Here is a 19467-nt window from a genome sequence, read left to right as displayed (position 1 = left end):
CGCCTACTCGTCCCGGTCGCGGGTGCGCAGGCGCTGGAGCCGGTCGACGCGGTCGTCGCTCTCCCGGGCGAAGCCGTCCTGGAGGTCCTCGAACTGCCGCACGATGTCGGCCGGGTCGGCGTTCTCGCCGGGCGGCAGCAGGGCGCGGGTGGCGCGGTCGAGCTCGTCCTGGGCGGCGGTGACGGCCTCGACCACCTGCTCGGCCAGCTCGGCGGAGTCGAGCCGCATCGCGCGGGCCTCGATCTTGAGCCTGCTGATCCGGCCGTTGGGGCCGACCTCGGCGTTGATCATGCCGCTACGGCTCTCGCCCGCGCCCGAGACCTCCTTCAGCCCTTCCATGGCGTCGAGCAGTTCGCGCATGCCGCGCTCGCTGGCTCGGACCAGGTCGTCGAGGTCGTGTTCGCTGTACTCCATGAGGGGAAGGCCACCGGCGGCGGGTTAACCGATGGCGAGCGGTGGCTGACGCCTCGCTGAACCGATCATGAAAACCGGCGCTATCGGCAGGGATGGCGCTGAATGTCGGCAAGAATCCGGATTTGTGGCAACAAATCAGCCGATGAACGGCCTCGCCGCGGCGCCGCCCGCGCAGGACGTCTACGTGACCTCCTCGTCCATCGCGCACCTGCGTACCCGGCTCGACAACGAGCTCGCGGTAGCGGTCACCTTCGTGCGCGACCTGGTCGGCACCACCGGCGTGGACGGGATCGGGTTCGGGGCGTTCGGCGGGATGATCATGGGTGGCGCGTACGAGGAACTGCGCGCCTGGGCCGACACGACGCTCGGCGACGCCAAAGGCGCGGTCGACGGCTGGTCCTCCGGACTGGAGCAGGCCAGGCGCAACTGGCGCACCGCCGAGGAGGCCAGCAAGGTCCGGTACCGCTGATGAGCATGCCGCCCCCGCCGATGCCCAGCGGCCCGCCGCCGGGGTATCCGGCCGCCCCGCCGGTGCCGCCCGCCTCGCCGCCCCCGGCGGCGGAGCCGTTCGGCGCGAAGGTGCACAGATACCTGAAGAAGGTCGGCCGGATCGGGCTCGGCCTGTCGCCCGCGATCGCCATCGCGGGCGGCATGGTCGCCAACGAGCCCGGCATGGCCCAGGCCGCCAGCAACTGGAAGAACGGCGTCTCCGCCCGGCTGGACGACGGCATCAAACAGCTCCTCCCGCAGCTCATCAGCACCTCCAAGGACGGCTGGATCGCCCGCGACCGCGAGGAGTTCGAGCGGGTGCTGTGGGTCTTCCACCGGGAGATCGGCGCGCTGCGCTCCACGCTGGGCGACGTCGGCGGCATGATCGACGAGGTGGCGGCCAGCTACCGGAGCTTCTGGCTGCGGATGGCCAACCTCGCGGTCGCCGCCGCGACCCTGCTGATCTTCTCCAAGCGGCTCCAGATGGTGCCGCAGACCGCGATGGCCGGGATGCTGCTGGAGAAGTTCGTGACGCTCGGCGTCAACGCGACCACCGCGATCCTGACGATGGTGCTGTCGTCCACGCTGAAGTCGGCCGGCGAGGTGATGACGACCGTGCTGAAGAAGCGGCACCAGTTCGGCTACGTGACGCCCGGCGGCGACGCGGCGATCGACTTCAAGAGCATCACCTTCGACAGCGGCAAGTACCCGTCGTTCAAGGTGCCGCCCAAGCCGGGCGCGATGCCGGACGGGCACGAGAAGTTCGACTGGATCGAGCCCAAGCAGGTCCCGGCTCCGCTGGACAAGCCGTAAACCTTCGGGCAGGCTGCTCCGAGCGTTTGATCCTTTTAGCCGGTTTTGGAGGGGCTTCATGGAAGAAGGGGAGTTCCGGGCCGAAGACCTGGACAAGGTCATGCGATCGGCCGAACGCCAGTTCGCCAAGGTGGGGGAGCTTCAGCAGACCTTGTCCGAGCTCGTCGGACGCGCGCAGGACGAGGACGGGCTCGTCTTCGTGGAGTACACCAGCGCGGGCCTGAGCGAACTCACGCTCCACCCCAAGGCCATGCGGCTCAGCTCGGGCGAGCTCGCCGACCGCATCAAGCTGCTGATCTCCGAGGCCATCGCCCACCTCCAGGGCCAGATCGCCGAGGCCATGGACAAGGCCTTCGGCGACCAGAACCCGATGCGGTACGCCAATGACCCCGACGGCATGCTCGCCGAGGTCCGGATGGCGGAATCCGCCTACAACCGCGTGGTCGAGGATGCCATGGGCGAACTCGACCGGATCCGCGATCGAATGGACATGTAAGGGACTAGCCGATGCGGTCCGGGCTGAGCTGGTGGGGAACGGCCCAGATGTCACCCTCCGGGTCGTAGATGTCCCGGTCGCGCTCCGAGCCGCCGCTCTCCGCGCCTCCTGCCGCCGGCATGAAGGGCATGAACGGTGAGCCGGTGCCGGGCGTACCGCCGCGAAGGACCGCGGGCGCCGCGCCCGGACCACCCGTCGAGCCGGGGCCGTAGCCCGTGCCGGGCAGTGGCTGCCCGTTGGTGATCACCCCCGTCGGCGTGAGCGGGTTGCCCGTGGTCGTCGGGGTGATCGGCGTCGTGTTCGGCGTCGGGGTGGGCGTCTGCGTCTGTGTCGTCGGCGGGTTGTTCTGGAAGTCGGACAGCTCGGTCTTCGGCTCGCCGCCGATCACCGGGGGCACGCTCTCCTGTTCCTGACCGGGCTTCTGGTCGCCGGGCTTGTCCTCGCCCGGCTTCTGGTCACCGGGGTTCTGGTCGCCCGGGTTCTGCTCGCCCGGGTTCTCGTCTCCGGGCTTGCCGTCGCCAGGGGGTGTGTTGCCGCCGGGCTTGTCGTCGCCTGGCTTGTCGTCACCCGGTGTCTGGTCGCCCGGCTTGGTGTCACCGGGCGTCTGGTCGCCGGGCTTCTGGACGCCGTCGTTCCCTGTGCTCCCCGTGTCCCCGGTTCCACCGGTGCCGCCAGTTCCTCCGGTGCCTTGGTTGCCGCCCTGCCACGTCCCGTCCTTGCCGGTGGGCACGTTGGAGCCGCCGCCCGGGTCGATGTTGGGCGCCTTCTTGGTGGCCACCTCGATCGGCGTGATGGCCGGGAAGTCGAAGGCCAGTCCGTCGGCGAGCTGCCCGTTGTAGGTGATGATCGCGTTGTTGAGCGCCTTGAGATGCGCTCGCGCGGCCTCGTCGGGCGTCTTGGGAGTGTTCGTCTCCGGATCGCCCGTCGTGCCGCCGACCTCACCGGTCTTCTCCGGCGTGCTGGAGGGCACGGTGGTGCGGTACTGGCGCAGCGTCTGCGCGTAGGAGGACAGGGGCGTCGCGGTCTGCTTCATGGCGTCGCCGATCGCGCCCGCGGTGGAGTGCAGCGCGCGCAGGGTGTTCTGCGCCGTCGTCGCGCCGTCGTCGCGCCACACCTTCGCCAGCTCCGTGGCGGCGCGGGTCAGCGCGCCCTTGATGCCGCCGTCGTCGGCTCCGACCAGATCCATCGCGGCCTTGAACGCCTGGCCCGCGGTGGCGACCTTGTCCGGGTCGGTCGCCTGAAGGAGCCGGTCGATCTCGTCCCTGGTCAGCTTGGTTTCTTCGAGCTCGCCCAGGTAGTCGTAGATCCGGATGGGCTCCCAGCCCTTGTTCTCAGCCATTGCCGATCCTAAGCACTGCTGTCCTGGTGGCCTTTTTCATAGTTCTGCACAGCCTTCTCGATGCCTTCGACCAGCTTCTCGACATGGTCGATGAGCATCAGGTACTTGCCGGTGAGCACCTCGTGCGCCTGCGTGGCGTTCTGGCCGAAGTAGTTGGCGACATCCCACTTGCCGGTCTGCTCCGGGCCGATGGAGCTCGCGGTCTTGAGGTCTGCGGGGGTGCCGCTTCCACCCGCGCTGAGCTCGCCCGCCTTGCCCTTCAGGGAGCCCAGATCCTCCCTGAGCACCTTGAGGATCTGCTTGACCCGCGTGTGGTCGATGTGCGGGCCGTCGTGGTCCCCGTACCCGTCCAGCCCCGGCCAGTTGGGAGTGAGTTCGAGCGCAGGGGGCGCCTGGCCCCAGTCGTCCGGGGGCTTCATGCCTTGCCCTTCGACTTGCCGTTGATCAGCGGGATGGTGGTCTTCTGGTCGCTGGTGAACACGTCGTCGTCCTCCAGCAGCCAGGTGCTGCGCTCCCGCTCCTCCTCTTCGCTCTTGTTGCCCGCGGCGGTCATGGGCAGCATCGGCGTCATCGAGCCCGCGCCGCCGTACGCGCGCACGGCCCCCATCGCGCCGTTGGCGTTGCCGGAACCTCCGCCCGAACCGCCGAAGCCGCCGTTGCCCACGTTGGCGTTGCCGTGCGTCGTGGCAGGGCCGCCGGTGTTGTAGGCGGACAGCTCGGGGTTGTACCCGGCCAGGGTCGTTTCCGGGCCGCCCTTGCCGTTGGGGGCGCTGAGCGCGTTCGGGTCGAAGCCGGGCGTGCCGGGCAGGTTCCCGTTGGGGGCACCGCCGTTGAGGTTCCCGTCGCCGTTCATGCCGTTGCCGTCGAGGCCGTTGCCGTCCATGCCGGGCAGGCCGGTTCCGTTGAGGTTGGCGCCGCCCGGCAGCTTGCTCGACGGGTCGAACGCGTCGAACCCGGGGATCTGGCCGGGTTTGCCGGCGTTCAGGTCTCCGTTGAGGCTCGGGTCGAAGCCCTTGAGCGCGTCAGGGTCGAAGGCGACGTTCGTCCCGGTCGGCAACCCGCCCGGGTTGGGCATCGACCCGTTGTACGGGGACAGCTCCGGGCCTTTGAAGGAGAAGTCCCAGTCGGGCGTGTTGGTCCGGAGTGTGTCGGGGAACAGATCGTTGTTGATCTTGGTGAGCTCGCTCAGCTTCTGGATGTGCTCCTTGGCGAGCTTGCGCTCCTTCTCCTCCTTGGACTCACCGAACAGGTTGGCGAAGGGGGTGTCGGTGAACAACGAGGTGATGCCGCCGATGATCGAGCCGGTGACGGCGCCGATCACGGCACCGGGGACGGCGCCCACGCCACCGACGAAGAAGCCGACCCCCGCGCCCACCACGGTTCCGGCCGTGCCACCCTCGTAGGCGGCTTCCAGGAAGGAGATGTCACTGCCCGGATCCTTGGGCACGCTCTTGCCGCTCATCGCGGCCAGTACGGTCGCCTGCGAGACCAAGGCGGGAGCGACCCCGAACGCCTTCCCGCCGGACTCGTACGCGATCGCCTTGGAGACGTTCTCCGCCGATCCCTTGAGCCTGCGCAACTGGTCCTTGACCATCGTGGCGTCCTGCCCCGCGGGCCAGGACGTCTCCAGCGCGGCGAGGTGTTTGTCCAGGACGGCGACCAGGTTGTCCAGCCGCTTCTTCGCCGACGAGAGCTCGGCGGCCGCCAGCTTCACGAGCTCGGGTTTGTTGTTCTTCAGCGTTTCGCGAAGCATGTCGAGCGTCGCGCCGTCGAACTCCGTGCTGGTGATCTGGAACTTGATGGCGTCTTCTTGTTCGGGCACGGACCCCCCTTCCTCAGACGTCCGCCTGGCCGGGTTCGCCCGCTCCGCCGGTCTCGAAGGCGTCGAGGTTCTTCAGGACCTGCGTGAACAGGTCGATCGCGTTGCCCACCTGCACATTGATCATGTTGTAGGAGTTCGAGACCGTCGTGACCGCGTTCATCGTGCTCGTCTGGAACCCGGTGGCGGCAGGCCAGAAACCGGCGAGCGCCTTTCCCTGCGCCACCTGGTACGCCTCGCCGTCCGCGCGCAGGACCGGCTTCATCCCCGGGGCCGGGGTCCCTTGCTTGAGCGTGGGATCGAGCATCCCGAGCGCTTCCTCGAGGTCGGTCCGCAGTGCCTTGATCGCTTTGCGGCTTACGTCGACGCCGCCAGAGTCTCCCACGATCCCCCCTGGACCGGTTTAGCGGCCGTCGAAGATCTGGGAGTTGACCTTCTCGACCTGCCGCATGTTCATGCCGGTGATGTTGATGTTCTTGGCCAGCAGGTCAACGAACTGCGCCAGGTCCCTGGCCTCGGTGTTCCAGGTCTGCTTGACGCTCTCGTAGACGACCTTGGCCTCGCCCTGCCAGATCGCGGTCTTCTTGTCGAGCTCGGTCTGCAGGGTCTCCAGCGTGGTGACCAGGCTCTTGAAGGCGGTGCCGAACTCGGTCTCACCCGTGGACAGGCCGCCGTAGTTGATCTTTGTGACGTCGTAGATGTCGTCGGACACGTGGTCTCCAGTCTCGGGAAGTCAGAACGGGGTTCAGCGGGTGACCGGTGCCTGGTTGATCAGGTTGGCGATGCTGTTCAGCGCCTCGGTCCGCTCGCGGTTGAACTCGGCGTAGTTCTTGCCGCTTCCCTGGATGCTGGCGGCCAGACGGCGCAGGCTGCTCAGGATGACGTCCATGCGCTCGTGCCACTTGACGTGCACGGCGTTGAAGGCGGCATGCGACTCGCCGACCCAGTTGCTCTTCAGGGACGCACCGGCCATGTCGAGATTCAGCTGAATCTTCCGGATGTCCTCGGCCGCCTTCTCGATCAGGTGCATGGCGGCGGTCAGGTCGGCTTGGCTTACTTGAGTCTGCGGCTCGGCTCCCACGTTTCTCCTTCAGCTGGTTCACGGTTGCGCCTTGACGTGACCTGCTGACATACCACGTCAGACAATGTCGGCGCTTTGGTCACATTAGTCACCATACGTCGCACCTTGCCTGGAAGATCAGGTTAACTCTCCATAACAATTCTGCGTCGATGTGAAGTTGTGCCTGCTCAGTGGGTTTTAGGCCCACAAGGTGTGCTCTCGGCGACATGTCCAGAAGTTTCCTGTACGGCACGCGTGGGATCGGCGTAACGTATGTGATGGATGTGATCAGCTTTTTGGGGGCGTAGTGGCGGAATCAGGAAGCTCCAGCGCGTCCGACCCGTTCGCCGGCTTGACCATGCCCGGAGCGTCGGTCGTCGACCCCGCGACCAAGGACCGCGGGTTCGAGATGAACACCAAACTGGTCAGAGACCTCGGCACCAACATCGGGAACCGCAGTAGCGACCTGACGGGCCTGAGCGAGAAGACCAGAGTGATCGACATGCCGAGCGGCACCTTCGGGTTCATCGGCGGCGGCCTCAACGTGGCCCATCGCAACACCGTCGACAGCGCCGCCAGCGCCCTCTCCGACGGCAAGGAAGTCCTGGACTCCTGGAAGAAGGCGCTGGGCGACGTCGCACAACATGTCGACGACGCCCATGAAAAGAGCAAGCCCCCGCCCAACGCGGGGCCTGAGACCGGGCCCGGACCCCAGATGCCGAAGGGCACCGGCTTCGACCCGTCGAGCCTGAAGACGGGCCCCGGCGGACCGGGCGACGGGCTCAAGATGCCCGGTCCCGACGACATCAAGGGTCCCGGCGACCTCGGGAAGAAGCCGTCCGACCTGGACGACCTGAACCTGAAGAACCCCAAGGACTCCGACAAGATCGACACGCCGAAGCAGCCGGACTACGACAACCTGGGCAACCGGCCGGGCCCCGACACCCCGAGCCCCAACATTCCCAACCCGAACATTCCCAACCCGAACCTGCCGACGACCAATACGCCGAACCTCGACACCGGCGACCTGGACAAGAGGCTGCAGGATGCCAAGACGGACCTGGCGGGCGTGGATCCGAAGGTGCCCGGCCTGAACGACCTGGCCAACCGGAACCCCACCCTGCCGGACGGCCGGCTCACCGGTACGCCCACCAGCACCGGCACCGGCGGCTTCTCCGGCGCCGACAGCGGGCTGGGCAGGGGTGGTGCGGGCGGCGGCCTCGGCGGGGCCAACGGCATGGGCAACATCGCCAAGGCGCTCAACGGCGGCGGCATGCCCATGATGCCGATGGCTCCCATGGGCGGCGCGGGCACCGGCGGCGACGGAAACCAGGACCGCGAACGCTCCACGTACCTCACCGAGGACGAGGGTGTCTGGGGCGGCGACGAGGACATCGCACCGCCCGTACTCGGCAAGGAGTGACCGACCGGCATGGCTTACGAGGACGACTTCGAGCGCTTCCGCAACGCTTTCGCCGAGGTGACCGCGGCCACCGTCGTGCTGCCCGAGGCCGCGCCGATCGCGGCGATACTCGGCCTGATCATTTCCGATCCGGCGGCGATGAAGAAGGCCTCGCAGGAATGGCTCAGCGTGGCCACCACCTCCATCGACGACCAGTGCCCGTCGTCGTCCTCCATCAAGCTCCTGCGCGAGTCGGTGCGGACGATGGCGGTGAACGCGGGCAAGGACAAGATCTGGACCGGCGAGGCATATCAGGCGTTCATGGGAAAGGTCGATCTTCTCGACAAATCACTCGACGAGATCGACCGGTGCGGCCAGGGGGCCGGGCGGACGCTTGACACCTCGGCTTCGGTCACCCACTTCCTGTCCTGGCTGGTTGGCGCTTACGCCCTCGTCATCGCCATGATCGCGGCGTACGTGCTGGCGTCCACGGTGTATCCACCCATGCACGCCCAGGCCCGTGTCGCCGCTTCCAGGGCTGTCATCGGCCTCTGGAAGGGCCTGAAGGAAGTGTTCGGCTCCCACACCAAGTTCATCTGGAAGGCCTCCGCCGTCGTGGCGGTCGCCGGGGCGGCGTTCGGCCAGTTCACCCGGATGCTGCCCATGATGTCCGCGCTGAACCAGAGCGCGCCGAACCTGATCGAGGCCAAGGCCGTCTGGAATCCGGCCGAACTGACGATCGGCGATGACCCGATGCCCAAGATGAAGGCACCCGACACCAGCATCGTGCCCGAGATGGGCATCTAGCGGGTCGAGGGCACCCGCGTCGGCGAGCGAGCCGTCTCGAACGGCATGGCTGGGCTTCCGTGCCGCGAAATGTGGAACGTTTCCCGACCTCGGCCGGCGTGTTGAGCGGTATGACGACGCGGAAGCCCGATGTGAGCGGGTTCTTGAGCACGGCCGGCGCCGGGTTGAAGGCGGATCATGCCGTGACGCGAGAAGACGCGGGCGCCGGACGCCACCGCCGAGACGCCGATGTCACCGCCGGACTTCACCAGGCTGGCCGCCCCTGTCGAGCCGGACGCGCCCCACGCCTCGCCGAACTCCCATCCCTGACACCCGGCCATCGCCCTGCCGCCCGAGAGGATCACCGTGCCCAGCGACCCGAGATGCGCGAAGCCTGTGTGAACGTCATCGGGCTCAGGTTGAAGGCCGGAGCCATCTCAGCGGGCCCACCGCCTGGCCGACCGCGCGGATCGCCCTGCCGTACGCGAGTGCCGCAGAGACGCCCGCCCGAGAGCGCCTATCCGATGGTGATGGCCCCGAGGATGGTGCGGAGCAGCGCGTCCAGGGCCTTTCCGGCTTGGTGCTTTGCCTAGAGGTCAGGGTGGGGTTCTACCGGGTGGCCACGGGTTCTATCGGCTGGCCACGGTCAGGGGGGACAGGGCGGCGGCGGGGTCGAGGACCGGGCCCGTGGGGATCTGCTGGAGAAGGTTGCCGGGGACTGGGGCCACGTCGCCGCCCTCGAAGCCGAGCTTGGCGATCTGGTCGCCGGACTGCAGCGGATAACGGACGCCCTGATCGCTGATCAGGAAGTAGGTGGTGATCGAGCCGATCTGTCCGTCTCCGGGCAGTTGACCCGCCACCACCGCGCTGCCCGGGGGCAGCAGGATCTGGTCCACCCGGTCCTGGCCGCCGCTCGACGCCGGGATCGGCAGGGCCAGCGAACTGCCCCCGGTGATCCTGGCGGAGAAGGAGCCCTTCAGCGTGTCGCCGTACACCGAGCACAGCGGCGCCGTCGCGGGCAGCGACATCGCCTTGGGCAAGGTCTCGGGCAGCCCGGCGCCGGCGATCTGCTGGCGGGACGGGGAGGCGTTGGCGGAGGCGGCGTCGATCTGGATCGGCTGGGCGCTCCGGTTACCGTACGCCTTCTTCGTGGCCGGGTCCTCCAGCAGGAGAAGGGCCTGGGTCTCGGTGATCGCGGCCAGGCCGTCGTTCAGGAGGACGTACCAGCGGGAGGGGCCCCCGGTCATCGACGGCACCTTGAACACCTGGCCGACGATCGCGGTCACCTTGCCGTCCGGGCCGCGTACCTTCTTGCCGCGTTCGGCCACCTTCGGCCCCGCGAAGTCGACGCCGACCTTGACCGCGTTGAGCCACGAGGCGGGGACCTTGCGAGGTTTGGCGCTGAGCGCACTCACACCGGAGTCGTTGATCCGCATGCGCTGGTTGTTCCAGATCGCCCACTTCTGGCCGTGGTCGTCCATGACGACCATCACCCCGGCGCCGACCGGCCGCCCGCCGACGTCGATCCCGCCGATCATCGTCGTGTACTGCTTCACGCCCCCCGCGGGGTCGGGCCCGTCCACCACACAGACCGACCAGGGCGCCTTGACCAGTTTGGCCCGGGGAGGAAGGGAGTCGGGCAACCCCTGGATGCCGACCAGCGGCCCCCTGGCCAGCTCGTCCAGGGACGCCGAAGCCACGCTGCGCGTCTTGACGTCGGGGGTGTCGAGGATCAACCGCGCCGAGACATAGTTCGCCACCGGCAGCAGCCTGCTCTGCTTCTGGCTGTAGACGTATTTGGCGCCCGTTTCCTTCTCCACCAGGAGTTGGCCGGGTTCGGTGAGCTTGGTGGCGCCACCCGGGCTGACCAGACCCCAGATCCCGAACACCGCCATGATCAGAACAGCCACCAGAATGCCGCCGAACATCGCGATGTTCTGGCGGCGCAGGGGCGACTCTGGCACATCCGGCTCGGCTTGCAGCAGCGCCATGCCCAGGCGTTGCTGCATCAGGCGGTGCGCTTGGTAGAGGTCCTTCTTGGTCTGCATGTCACCTCTCCCCGATCACACGACGCGCCCCAGAGTAGTGGTGAACCACCTTTCCCCGGACAACACCCACCTTTCTCCCACCCCACCACCCCCAAACACCACCCCACCTCCCCGCCACCACCCCTCCCCGCCCTGCCTCCTGCCCGCCACCCCCTCCCCGCCCTCTCCCCTCCCCACTCCGCGTTCTCGCTCCCAGCCCTGCCCCCCACCTCCTCCCCGCTCCGCGTTCTCGCTCCCAGCCCTGTCCCCCACCTCCTCCCCGCTCCGCGTTCTCGCTCCCAGCCCTGCTTTCCCGCCCTGACCCCACCTCCTCCCCGTCCTCTCGCTCCCCGCCGCCTCACACCTGTCAGCCATCCCGCCACTTCCCCTGCCCGCTTCGTGTCCCCGTGTCACGCATTCCGCGCGTCCTGGGTCCGCACTCTGCGGGCGCCTCGCGCCTCGTCTCCCGTGCCTCGTGTCCCGTCTGGCGTCGCGGTCCGTGCTCTGTGGGTGTCCGCGCGCCGCGCGTCTGGCGTCCTGGGCCCGTGCTCTGTGGGTGTCCGCGCGCGCCTGCCGTCCTGGGCCTGTGCTCTGCGGGTGTCTCACGCCCGGTGTCCCGCATCCCCTGCCCTTGCCGGTGCCGGGCCAGCGCCTCGGCCTCTCGTGCCGGGGCGGCTTGCCGTACCGGCTGGTGCTTGGGGTTTTGCGCGGGTGTGGGGATGGCTAGCGGAGGCGGTTGGTGAGGGTGGTGGTGTTGTGGAGGCTGCGGGTCAGGGCGTCTTCTGCGGAGGTTGCCAGGGTGGTCACCGTGTCTTCGAGGCTGGAGGTGGCGCCCAGGGAGTCGGTGACCAGGTCGGCGGCCTGGGTGCGGAGGTCGGTTCTGGCGGTCGCGATGGCTTCCAGGATGGTCTCGGCGAGCACGTCGGCGCCCAGCCGCATCGCGCGCGGGCCGATTCTGAGGTTGTGGACGCCCTCCAGCTCCGAGTACGCCACCGATACCTGACCGTCCGCGGCCTGTCCCTGGCCGGTCAGCTCTGCCATCTCCTCCTGCACCTGGCTGAGCGCCGTAAGGAAGTCGCCGGTGAAGGTGTGCATCTCGTCGGGGTCGAAGCCGAAGGAATGCCTAGATTCGTCGCTCAATGTCCTCGTATCCCTGGTACGCGCCGCTTTCGTAGCGATCTGGCAGAAGGAAGCCGGTGGGCATGCGGCCACTGATCACGTCCATGGCGCCCTTGGCCGCGGCGCCGAGTTGCCACTTGGTCGGGGTCAGGTCGTGGGGAGATGTGGGCATGGGTCGGGGTTGGCCCTTGGCGCCCGTTCCCGCGCGGCCCGAGGACAGCGGCGAACGGCCGGTCATCATCTTCGCCGTCAGGTTGCGCTCCACATGGTTGGCGAACCCCCACACCAGCGCCGGTCCCTGATTGATCGTCGCCTGCCGCAGGTCGAGCAGTCCTTGCCGGTCGCCGGTCAGGCTGTCCTTGGCGACCTTGGCCCCCAGTCCGGCGGCGATGGCCGTCGCGATCCCGTTGAGCGCCGTCGTCAGCCGCGCCTCCCGCGCCTGGAACTGCGCGAACAACACCCGCGCCTGCTTGCCCGCCGCCACCTGCGCCGCGAGAAACCCCACCCCGCCGCCGAACGACGCTCGCGCCACCTGTACGGCAAGCCACACCAACCGCAACACGACCGCCGAGGTGTAGACGATGAACGCGAACAACAACGAAGCACTGACCAGCAACATGATCCCGAGCAGCCGGGCCGACATCTCCTCGGACAGCAGGTCGCTGCCGAGCGTGCGCATCCAGGCGTCGAAGTCCCGGCGATCATCCCCTGGCCACTGCTCGGCACTCAACCCTGCCACGAGGTCCGCGATGTTCGTCCGTCCCGCCCCGAGATCGCCGGCCGCATCCTCAAGCACCTGGTACGCCGCCGCCAGGGCACCCGTGTCGTACTGATGCACATAAAGCTTGCCCAGCAACGGCCACCCGCCCCACACGACCGCGCAGGCGGCGGTGGCGAGCCCGATGTTGGCATGCGCGAGGTACTTCCCATAGCCCAGCGCGGCAACGGTCGCCTCCGGGACGCGCTGCCAGGGATCAGGCATCGAACGTCCCCGGCGACACCGTGCTGGCATCCTCGCCCCGCTTCCAGTTCTGCCGTCCGTCCATGAGCTTGGCGCCGGCTTCCGTGACCCGTTGCAGGCGCCGCCGTACACGCTGGGCCAGATACCCCTCGGCCTCGGCACAAGCGGCGAACAGACTCAGCGTGAACGCGGTCGGCGCGGCCTCGATCACCCGAAGCCCCACGATCTTCTCCAGCGCCTGGGCCAGAGGCGGAACCCCTTGCTCCGTCAGATCCTCGGCCAGCCGCCGTACCCGCCCCCGGTCCATCCCCGCCTCACCCCGGTGCGGAGCCGCTTCGTTGTCTGGTCCTGAATCCCTCCACATCGGCTGGTCCGCGCGCATCCCGGGCGGGGCGCCGCTGGGCCGTGCGTGTCCGTGATTGAGCAGGCTGCCAAGATCGGGCATTGCATCCCCCTTCCTCCCAAACACAACCACCCCACCGCCCCCACCTCAGCGATCTTGACGCCCTCCCTACACCCCATTGACGCGTTCCCAACGCCTCCACCTAGCCCCTTGACCCAACACCCCGCCGCCAACACCCCAAACCCACGCCAACCAGTCCACAACGGCCGAGCCTCGATCCCCTGCCTGCCAACCCGCGGCGGCCGAGTAGTCCCACTTCTCGATGGCCGAGTTCTCCCAGGCTCCCGGACCCGGGCCGACCGACAACCCGGGCTGTGCGCCGTGCCGACAGGCCGGGCGGCGCGTCCCGTGCCGGCAACCCACCGTGATGTGAGCTGGGGAATGTCATGTGCGGTGCTCTGGAACGGGGTGACGGAACGGTCGCGGATTTCCGAACGGGCCCTTCAGGCGGGTGGGAGCTTACGAAGGCCGGGTGGGGAGGGCGGTTTGGATGGGCGTGGTGGTGCCCATGGTGAGGAGGAGGCCGCGGCCCGGGGGGCCGCCCACGGCGCCGCGCGGGAGCCGTACCGTGAAGAGGTCGCCGTCGGCCGGGCTCTGGATGGACAGCAGGAGACCGGTGCGGGACTTTCGGGCCTCGGCGACGAAGCCGCGGTAGGCCGTGGCCAGGTCGCCGGTCGCGCCGGCGATGATCAGGCCATGGTCGCCGTCCCGGCCGGTACGGAGGATCTCGTCCAGGGCCATGCCGAGTGGGGCGTCGGGGTTGATGAGTTCGGCGTCGTCGACGATCACCACGTAGCTCGTCAGCGGGGCCACCAGATCCTGGAGACCGGTGCCGTTGCCGTCCAGGATGGCCGCGGCGCCTTCGAGGTCGCGTAGCGGGCTGCGGCGGGGGACCACCGCGATCACCGGGGTGTTCTGGGCGATCAGGGAGTGGGCGGCGGTCATCAGGGCCGAGGAGCGGCCGGATCTCGGCGGGCCGGCGATCACCGCGCCTGGGCCGTGGGCCAGGAGGTCGATGCCCATGGGCGCCAGGGCGTCGCCGCCCGCGCCGAGGAGGGCCCACAGCGGCGACGGGGCGGTGAAGGACGGGCGCAGGGCCAAGGCCTGGTCGGCGGTCATGCGCATGGGGAGGGCGTCCACGCGCAGGGGGCGCTGGTCTTCGCCGAGGCCGGCGGGAGCGGCCTCTCTGGACCATGCTTGCAGGGCCGCCACCTGGGCCTGGCCGGACGGGTCTTCGGTCAGGAGGGCGATCTGGTTCTCCACCACGCCGTGTTCGCCGGTGGACAGGGCGCGGCCGGGGGGCATGGCGGCGGGAAGGTCCTTGAGGGGGAGGCCGGCGAGGGCGTAGTCCGCCTGGTCGGCCAGGCGGAGGATCAGGCGGTCGTCGAAGACCGTGGAGACCTGCCCCAGCAGGCTGGAACGGTCACCGGTCACCACCGCCCGCAACCCCACCGCCGGGCCTTCGCGCAGCAGCTGGAGGAGGGCTTCCGTGAGCCGGCCGTAGTCGTACGCCTCAAAAGCGGCCACGTACCCCTCCCAGCGGTCGAGCATGAGCACCAGCCAGGGAAGCCGGTGCCCCGCTTGCCGGCATTCGGCCAGGGAGGCGTGACCGGCCTCGGCGAGGATCTGCTGACGGCGGCCCACCTCGGCGCGCAGGCGGGACAGGAGGCGCTCGACCCGGTCCAGCTGGTCGCGGGTGACCACGGCGCCGCAGTGCGGCATCGCGACCAGGGGGAGGAGGGCGCCGGAACCGCAGTCGACGGCGTGCAGGTGTACATCGGCGGGGGAGGTGCGGGCCGCTATGGCGCCCGCGATCGTCCGCAACGCCGTGGACCTGCCGCTTCGCGCGGCGCCCGCGATGAGCAGGTGGCCGCCGTGAGCGAGGTCGAGGGTGAGCGGCCGCCGGTCCTGCGCCCAGGGACGGTCGGTGGCGCCGAACACCAGCGGTTCCACCTCACGGAAGTCGCCGGGCCACGGCGTGCTCCCGTCGAAGTCGCCGGTCCGTGGGGTGCCACCGTCGAAATGGCCGGTCCGCGGTATGTCCCCGTCGAAGTCGCCGGTACGCGGAGTGCCGCCGTCGGAGGGGAGGACGAGGTGGTGGGGCAGTGGCTCCAGCCACGGGCTCGGCTGGGGCGGTACGCCGGCCAGCCTGGCGGCCTCCGTCAGAGCGTCGGCCAGCAGGGTGAGGTCGGTGACGGCGGAGGTCTCGGCGGGTTCCGGGGCCGCGGGCAGCGACCTGCCCAGGGCACGCCAGTCCAGCTCGACCACGCGGACCGCGCGCCGCCTGCCGTCCTCGTCCGCGGCCGCGCCGGGCGCGCGACCCCCCACCCGCCCCGTCTGTACGGCTACCGCCGCCCCGGCCCCCGACTTCACGTAACAGCGGCCCGGCGCCGACTTGGGGATGTGGGCCGCGTCAGGCAGGTCGATCACATCCGTGGACTCGACCGGCTCCGTCACCCGCAGCGCGATCCGGAGCGAGGTGTTGGCCTGGATGTCAGCCGTCACGACCCCGGCCGGTCGCTGCGTCGCCAGAATGAGGTGAACGCCCAGCGAACGGCCACGCCGCGCGATGTCGACGAGCCCGGCGACGAAGTCGGGCAGCTCCGCCACCAGCGCCGCGAACTCATCGATGATCAGCACCAGTCGCGGCATCGCAGGCCGGTCATTTCCGGACAAATCCCGATCGAGCCGAGCCTCTCCGGCCAGCCCCCGATCGAGCCGGGCCTGACCGGCGGGCACACCAGGACTCAGGCCGTCCGCAGAGGAAGCCGCGTACGGCCTGCCGAGCCGTGAGCCGGTGACGTCCCGGTCGCCGGGAGACGGCCGCCGGAGGTCAGGTCGCCGGAGGTCGGTGTAGTCGTCGATGTCCTTGGCCCCCGCGTCCAGCAGCAGCCGCTCGCGTCGCCTGATCTCGGCGCCCAGCGAGTCGAGCGCCCGCCGGGTCAGGTGCCCGTCGAGGTCGCTGACCATGCCCACCGTGTGCGGCAGCCGGGCGCACTCCTTGAACGCCGCCCCGCCCTTGTAGTCGATCAGGACGAACGCCAGCTGGTCCGGCCGGTTGGCCACGGCCAGCGAGCAGATCAGCGACTGCAGCAGCTCCGACTTTCCCGCGCCGGTCGTGCCCGCGACCAGCCCATGAGGACCGTCGAGGCGCAGATCGATCGGGAACGCGCCATCAGGACCCATGCCGATCAACGCCCTGGTGGACCCGGTGTCGCGCCATCCGGCGAGAATGTCCTGGCCGGTAGGGGCACGCAGGCCGAGCAGGTCGAGCAGGCGTACCGACTCCGGCAGGTTGCCCGACGGGTCGTCCCTGCTCACGTCGCGGATCGGCGCCAGCGACCTGGCCAGCCGGTCGCACCACTGCGGGGACACCTGGTCGGCCAGCACCGCGCCGATGGCGTCCAGGCCGCCGCCGCGCAGGCGTACCAGACCGTCGGCTCCGCACGTCGCGACCGTGGCGCACTCTTCGGGCAGCAGGCGCTGGTCCTCGTCGAGCGCGAGCGTGAAGACGCCCGCGCGCGGGCCGTGGCGCAGAACCTGCGGCATGCCCGGCAGCCCGCGCAGGGCCTGGGCGCCGTCGAGGACGACCAGGACGTCGTAGGGACGCTCGTCGTAGGTGGAGAAGGCGGGAGGCTCGGGGCCGCCCAGATCGTCCCAGCCTGTGGGGATCTTGCCGAGCTCGGGGATGGCGGTGTTCTGGCGCTCGTCGATGAGGGCGGCCAGCTCGGACACGCGCCGCGCGGCCGAGTCGGGATCGGCGCCGATCAGCACGAGGCAGTCCTCACCGCCGCGCGGGGCGCAGTGGGGCAACCAGCGCACCCAGCTCCAGCGCCGCTCCCCGTCGGCATGCGCGGACAGCACCACCACGGCCAGGTCACGCGGGCTGTGCAGGGTCGCGGCCTGGCCGATCAGCCAGCCCGCCAGCGAGGTCGACGTCTCGCGCGGACCGGTGACCCCGGCGACGCCGAGGCGGCGCATCGCGAGGGCCACGGGCACGCTGGCGCACATCGGCGGGTCCAGCCGCCCACCGCCGCTCTCCTCGACCAGCTCCAGGTTGGCGGGCAGGTCGGCCAGACCCACCCGCAGCCGCAGCGCGTCGGGGTCGTGGATGCGCCGCTCCCACAGCCGCCTGCGCGGGCCGGTCGCGGTCAGCAGCACCTCGGCGGGGTCGGGGGCGTCGGAACGCCGTGCCACCTCGTCGTCGGCGCGGGCCCGCTCGACCACCCGCTCGTACTCGGCCAGCCGCTCCTGATGCTCGCGCATCGCCTGGCGGTGCTGCTTCCTGCCGTGGCGGCGGTCGCTCCACCACTGACCGATCATGATCAGCGGGGTCATCAGCGCGATGAGCAGGAAGTACCACTGACCCAGCACCAGCGTCAGCACCACTCCCAGCACGGCGGGCAGAAAGGCGGCCAGCAACTGCAGCCGCATCCCCTCGTTCTTGCGCGGCTCCGCGGGCCGCTCGAACCTGCGCTCCGGCTCGGGGCGCCGCAGCCTCGGCGGCCGGTTGTACGCCACACCCCCCTCGGGAGCGGGCGCCAGATGGGCGTCGCGCGGCTCCACCGCACCCAGCGCGAACACCGAGGACCCGCACGTCAGCAACGCGTGCTCCGGCCAGTCGGCGGCCTCGGCCAGTGGCTTGCCGTCGAGCTCGGGCGGACCGCCGGGCCAGACGGCACGCAGGTCGTCGTCGGCGGGCGCGAGATAACGGGCGCGTTCGGACGCCTCCCAGCGGTCGGCCTCGCGCTGGTCGTCGCGCTCGGCCAGCTCGGTGAGCTCCTCGGCGTAGCGGCCCTTGATCCGCCGTCGCCGCGGTCCCGGCGGCGGCTCTCTGCGCACCGGCTCGATCGTGATCGCCTCGGGCGTGATCCGCAGCGTCGCCGCCTCCGGCGCCAGCACAGGATCCGGTACGGCTATCGCGCACATGGCATCGGAGCCGATCACATGGGAGCCCAGGCTCAGCCGGTGGACCGCTCCCGCCCCCGGACCACCCACGATCCGCACCTCGGCCACCCCGAGCGGCTCCTCGGTGACGGTCGCGCGGGCCAGATGGCGTTCGAGCGTGATCCGGTCGCCGTCGTGGAGGACCGCCCTGGCCAGCGCCCGCGAGTCGACCTGCCGCCCGCCCCGCCACAGCGCCGGACCCTCCTGCCCCAGCCCGTCGCCCCGCTCGGGCTCGCGCTGCTCGGGGACGCGCGGGACCGCACGCTCATGACGCTGCGGGTACGGCGGCGCCGACGACATCCCATAAGGAGCCCGGGACCGGGGCAGCTTGACGACCTTGGCCAGCGGCTCCCGCCCCCCGTCGAGGGCCTCGGCCACCCGGGCCACGGTGACGCCGTCGTCGAGCTCGACCACCACGTCACGGTCGCCCTGCTCGCCGAGCACGGTGAGCATGATCCGCATGTGCCGTCTCCTCGCAGGGGGTCGGACCTCGGCGTCACGGTAACGCCAGAAGTGAGGTTAGGCCCGCGGATTGACGGCACGGGCATGATCGGGCTTGCCTGTGGACAACGAAACGGACCTGTGGAAAACATGGGGAGATTTTGCCAGGACTTGGGACATGGCCTGTGGATAACCCTGTGGACGCACGCTGTGACCAGGGCCTTGGCCAGGGGGAGCTTGGGGATCGACGGGCGTGCCGGGCCGCGCCCCGCCGCTCCGGAAGCGCGGACAACGGCGACAAGCGCTCGATTACGGGGAGTGACGATTTCGAGCGTGGAAGGAGGCGGCGGGGCGGCGAAAAGCCGGCGGGGCGAGGGGCGTGGTGGACGCCGGGAGCGGAAGGAGGGGAGGCGTTGTGGAGCGTGAGAGGCGTCGGGGAAGGGGCGGCGTGGACACCGTGACCGGCGAGGAAGTGCCTGCGGGCGTGCAGCGAGGGGTGTGCTGACGGGCAGGGACGGGGTCGGCGTGGCGTGGAAGCTCGTGCGGGGCGCGGGGGGTGGGGGCGCGGTGCGAGGCGTGGCGGGGTGGGTGTCGTGGCCGAGGGGGGCGAGTGGGGGTAAGGGCGGTGGGGGAGGTGGGGAGGTTAGGGGGATTTTTGGGGGTGGGTTTTGGCGTGGAGGGCGTCGGCCTTTTCTTCGAGGAGGCCCGCATAGGCGTCCACCTCGGAGGTCACCGCCGCCAGCCCGCTCGCCGCCCGATGCAGCCTCCCGGCCACCCTCCGCGACACCCGGGCAGAAGCCACCCGCCCCACAAACGCCCGCACACCAGGACGAGCAAGGAACGACCGCACACGACTGGCCATGCCCGAATGATCCCACAACCTGAACCCGTTCAGAAGATCCCCAAATATCACATCAAGATCCCCAGCACTGTGACATCTGTGACGCCTGT

At 69.8% G+C, this 19467-nt stretch carries 17 protein-coding genes; 5 read left to right on the top strand and 12 right to left on the bottom strand.

The genetic code is table 11. The features are described from left to right. Positions 1 to 3 precede the first annotated feature (3 nt). Positions 4 to 414 (bottom strand): YbaB/EbfC family nucleoid-associated protein, encoded by a 411-nt coding sequence (locus ACIBHY_RS38835; RefSeq protein ID WP_397309308.1) that lies wholly within the window; start codon positions 412 to 414, stop codon positions 4 to 6. Positions 415 to 556: 142 nt separating this feature from the next. Here ACIBHY_RS38835 and ACIBHY_RS38830 point away from each other — a divergent pair, with 142 nt between their 5' ends. Genes ACIBHY_RS38830 through ACIBHY_RS38820 form a run of 3 tightly spaced genes read left to right on the top strand, consistent with a single transcriptional unit; the run spans position 557 to position 2212 of the window. Continuing rightward, complete coding sequence (locus ACIBHY_RS38830; RefSeq protein ID WP_397252218.1) at positions 557 to 883, top strand: hypothetical protein; 327 nt, start codon at positions 557 to 559, stop codon at positions 881 to 883. Continuing rightward, positions 883 to 1716 carry a hypothetical protein gene (locus tag ACIBHY_RS38825; RefSeq protein ID WP_397309307.1) on the top strand — a complete coding sequence of 278 codons (834 nt, stop codon included), beginning with the start codon at positions 883 to 885 and terminating at the stop codon, positions 1714 to 1716. The genes ACIBHY_RS38830 and ACIBHY_RS38825 overlap by 1 nt, the downstream gene beginning before the upstream one ends. 58 nt (positions 1717 to 1774) lie before the next feature. Further along, positions 1775 to 2212: a YbaB/EbfC family nucleoid-associated protein gene (locus tag ACIBHY_RS38820; protein WP_397252216.1), complete on the top strand. Its 438-nt coding sequence runs from the start codon at positions 1775 to 1777 to the stop codon at positions 2210 to 2212. A gap of 4 nt (positions 2213 to 2216) precedes the next feature. On the opposite strand, the gene ACIBHY_RS38815 is transcribed toward ACIBHY_RS38820, so the two are convergent. From ACIBHY_RS38815 to ACIBHY_RS38790, 6 genes are read right to left on the bottom strand one after another with little or no spacing between them, the layout of a single operon-like run. Beyond that, entirely contained in the window at positions 2217 to 3551 is a 1335-nt protein-coding gene (locus tag ACIBHY_RS38815) for a hypothetical protein (protein ID WP_397309306.1), read from the bottom strand. A gap of 8 nt (positions 3552 to 3559) precedes the next feature. Further along, a complete protein-coding gene (locus tag ACIBHY_RS38810) occupies positions 3560 to 3970 on the bottom strand; it encodes a hypothetical protein (RefSeq protein WP_397309305.1) in 411 nt (136 codons plus the stop codon). Further along, complete coding sequence (locus ACIBHY_RS38805) at positions 3967 to 5373, bottom strand: WXG100 family type VII secretion target (RefSeq protein ID WP_397309304.1); 1407 nt, start codon at positions 5371 to 5373, stop codon at positions 3967 to 3969. The genes ACIBHY_RS38810 and ACIBHY_RS38805 overlap by 4 nt, the downstream gene beginning before the upstream one ends. Before the next feature lie 13 nt (positions 5374 to 5386). Continuing rightward, positions 5387 to 5755 (bottom strand): hypothetical protein, encoded by a 369-nt coding sequence (locus ACIBHY_RS38800; RefSeq protein WP_397252212.1) that lies wholly within the window; start codon positions 5753 to 5755, stop codon positions 5387 to 5389. A gap of 18 nt (positions 5756 to 5773) precedes the next feature. Then, the gene (locus ACIBHY_RS38795; RefSeq protein ID WP_397252211.1) at positions 5774 to 6082 is read right to left on the bottom strand and encodes a WXG100 family type VII secretion target; all 309 of its coding nucleotides are present in this window, start codon (positions 6080 to 6082) and stop codon (positions 5774 to 5776) included. A 33-nt stretch (positions 6083 to 6115) separates the two neighbouring features. Further along, the gene (locus tag ACIBHY_RS38790; protein ID WP_397252210.1) at positions 6116 to 6451 is read right to left on the bottom strand and encodes a WXG100 family type VII secretion target; all 336 of its coding nucleotides are present in this window, start codon (positions 6449 to 6451) and stop codon (positions 6116 to 6118) included. A gap of 286 nt (positions 6452 to 6737) precedes the next feature. On the opposite strand from ACIBHY_RS38790, the gene ACIBHY_RS38785 reads away from it, so the two are divergent. Together ACIBHY_RS38785 and ACIBHY_RS38780 are read left to right on the top strand one after the other, a co-directional pair. After that, complete coding sequence (locus ACIBHY_RS38785) at positions 6738 to 7853, top strand: hypothetical protein (protein WP_397252209.1); 1116 nt, start codon at positions 6738 to 6740, stop codon at positions 7851 to 7853. Between the two features lie 9 nt (positions 7854 to 7862). Further along, positions 7863 to 8639, top strand: coding sequence for a hypothetical protein (locus ACIBHY_RS38780; protein ID WP_397252208.1), 777 nt, complete (start codon positions 7863 to 7865; stop codon positions 8637 to 8639). Positions 8640 to 9247: 608 nt separating this feature from the next. On the opposite strand, the gene eccB is transcribed toward ACIBHY_RS38780, so the two are convergent. The 5 genes from eccB to ACIBHY_RS38755 all read right to left on the bottom strand — a co-directional run bounded on the left by eccB (position 9248) and on the right by ACIBHY_RS38755 (position 18537). Next, a complete protein-coding gene (gene eccB, locus ACIBHY_RS38775; RefSeq protein ID WP_397252207.1) occupies positions 9248 to 10666 on the bottom strand; it encodes a type VII secretion protein EccB in 1419 nt (472 codons plus the stop codon). A 702-nt stretch (positions 10667 to 11368) separates the two neighbouring features. Then, a complete protein-coding gene (locus tag ACIBHY_RS38770) occupies positions 11369 to 11785 on the bottom strand; it encodes a YbaB/EbfC family nucleoid-associated protein (protein WP_397309303.1) in 417 nt (138 codons plus the stop codon). After that, positions 11769 to 12746 (bottom strand): hypothetical protein, encoded by a 978-nt coding sequence (locus tag ACIBHY_RS38765; protein WP_397309302.1) that lies wholly within the window; start codon positions 12744 to 12746, stop codon positions 11769 to 11771. The genes ACIBHY_RS38770 and ACIBHY_RS38765 overlap by 17 nt, the downstream gene beginning before the upstream one ends. Further along, a complete protein-coding gene (locus ACIBHY_RS38760) occupies positions 12739 to 13032 on the bottom strand; it encodes a hypothetical protein (protein ID WP_397252204.1) in 294 nt (97 codons plus the stop codon). The genes ACIBHY_RS38765 and ACIBHY_RS38760 overlap by 8 nt, the downstream gene beginning before the upstream one ends. Before the next feature lie 555 nt (positions 13033 to 13587). After that, a complete protein-coding gene (locus ACIBHY_RS38755; protein WP_397309301.1) occupies positions 13588 to 18537 on the bottom strand; it encodes an FtsK/SpoIIIE domain-containing protein in 4950 nt (1649 codons plus the stop codon). Positions 18538 to 19467 lie beyond the last annotated feature (930 nt).

The organism is Nonomuraea sp. NPDC050547 (assembly GCF_044457345.1).
In the GTDB taxonomy this organism is placed as follows: Bacteria; Actinomycetota; Actinomycetes; order Streptosporangiales; family Streptosporangiaceae; genus Nonomuraea.
The sequence above is the reverse complement of the archived record's forward strand: the minus strand, read 5'-3'. Positions and strand labels throughout refer to the sequence as shown.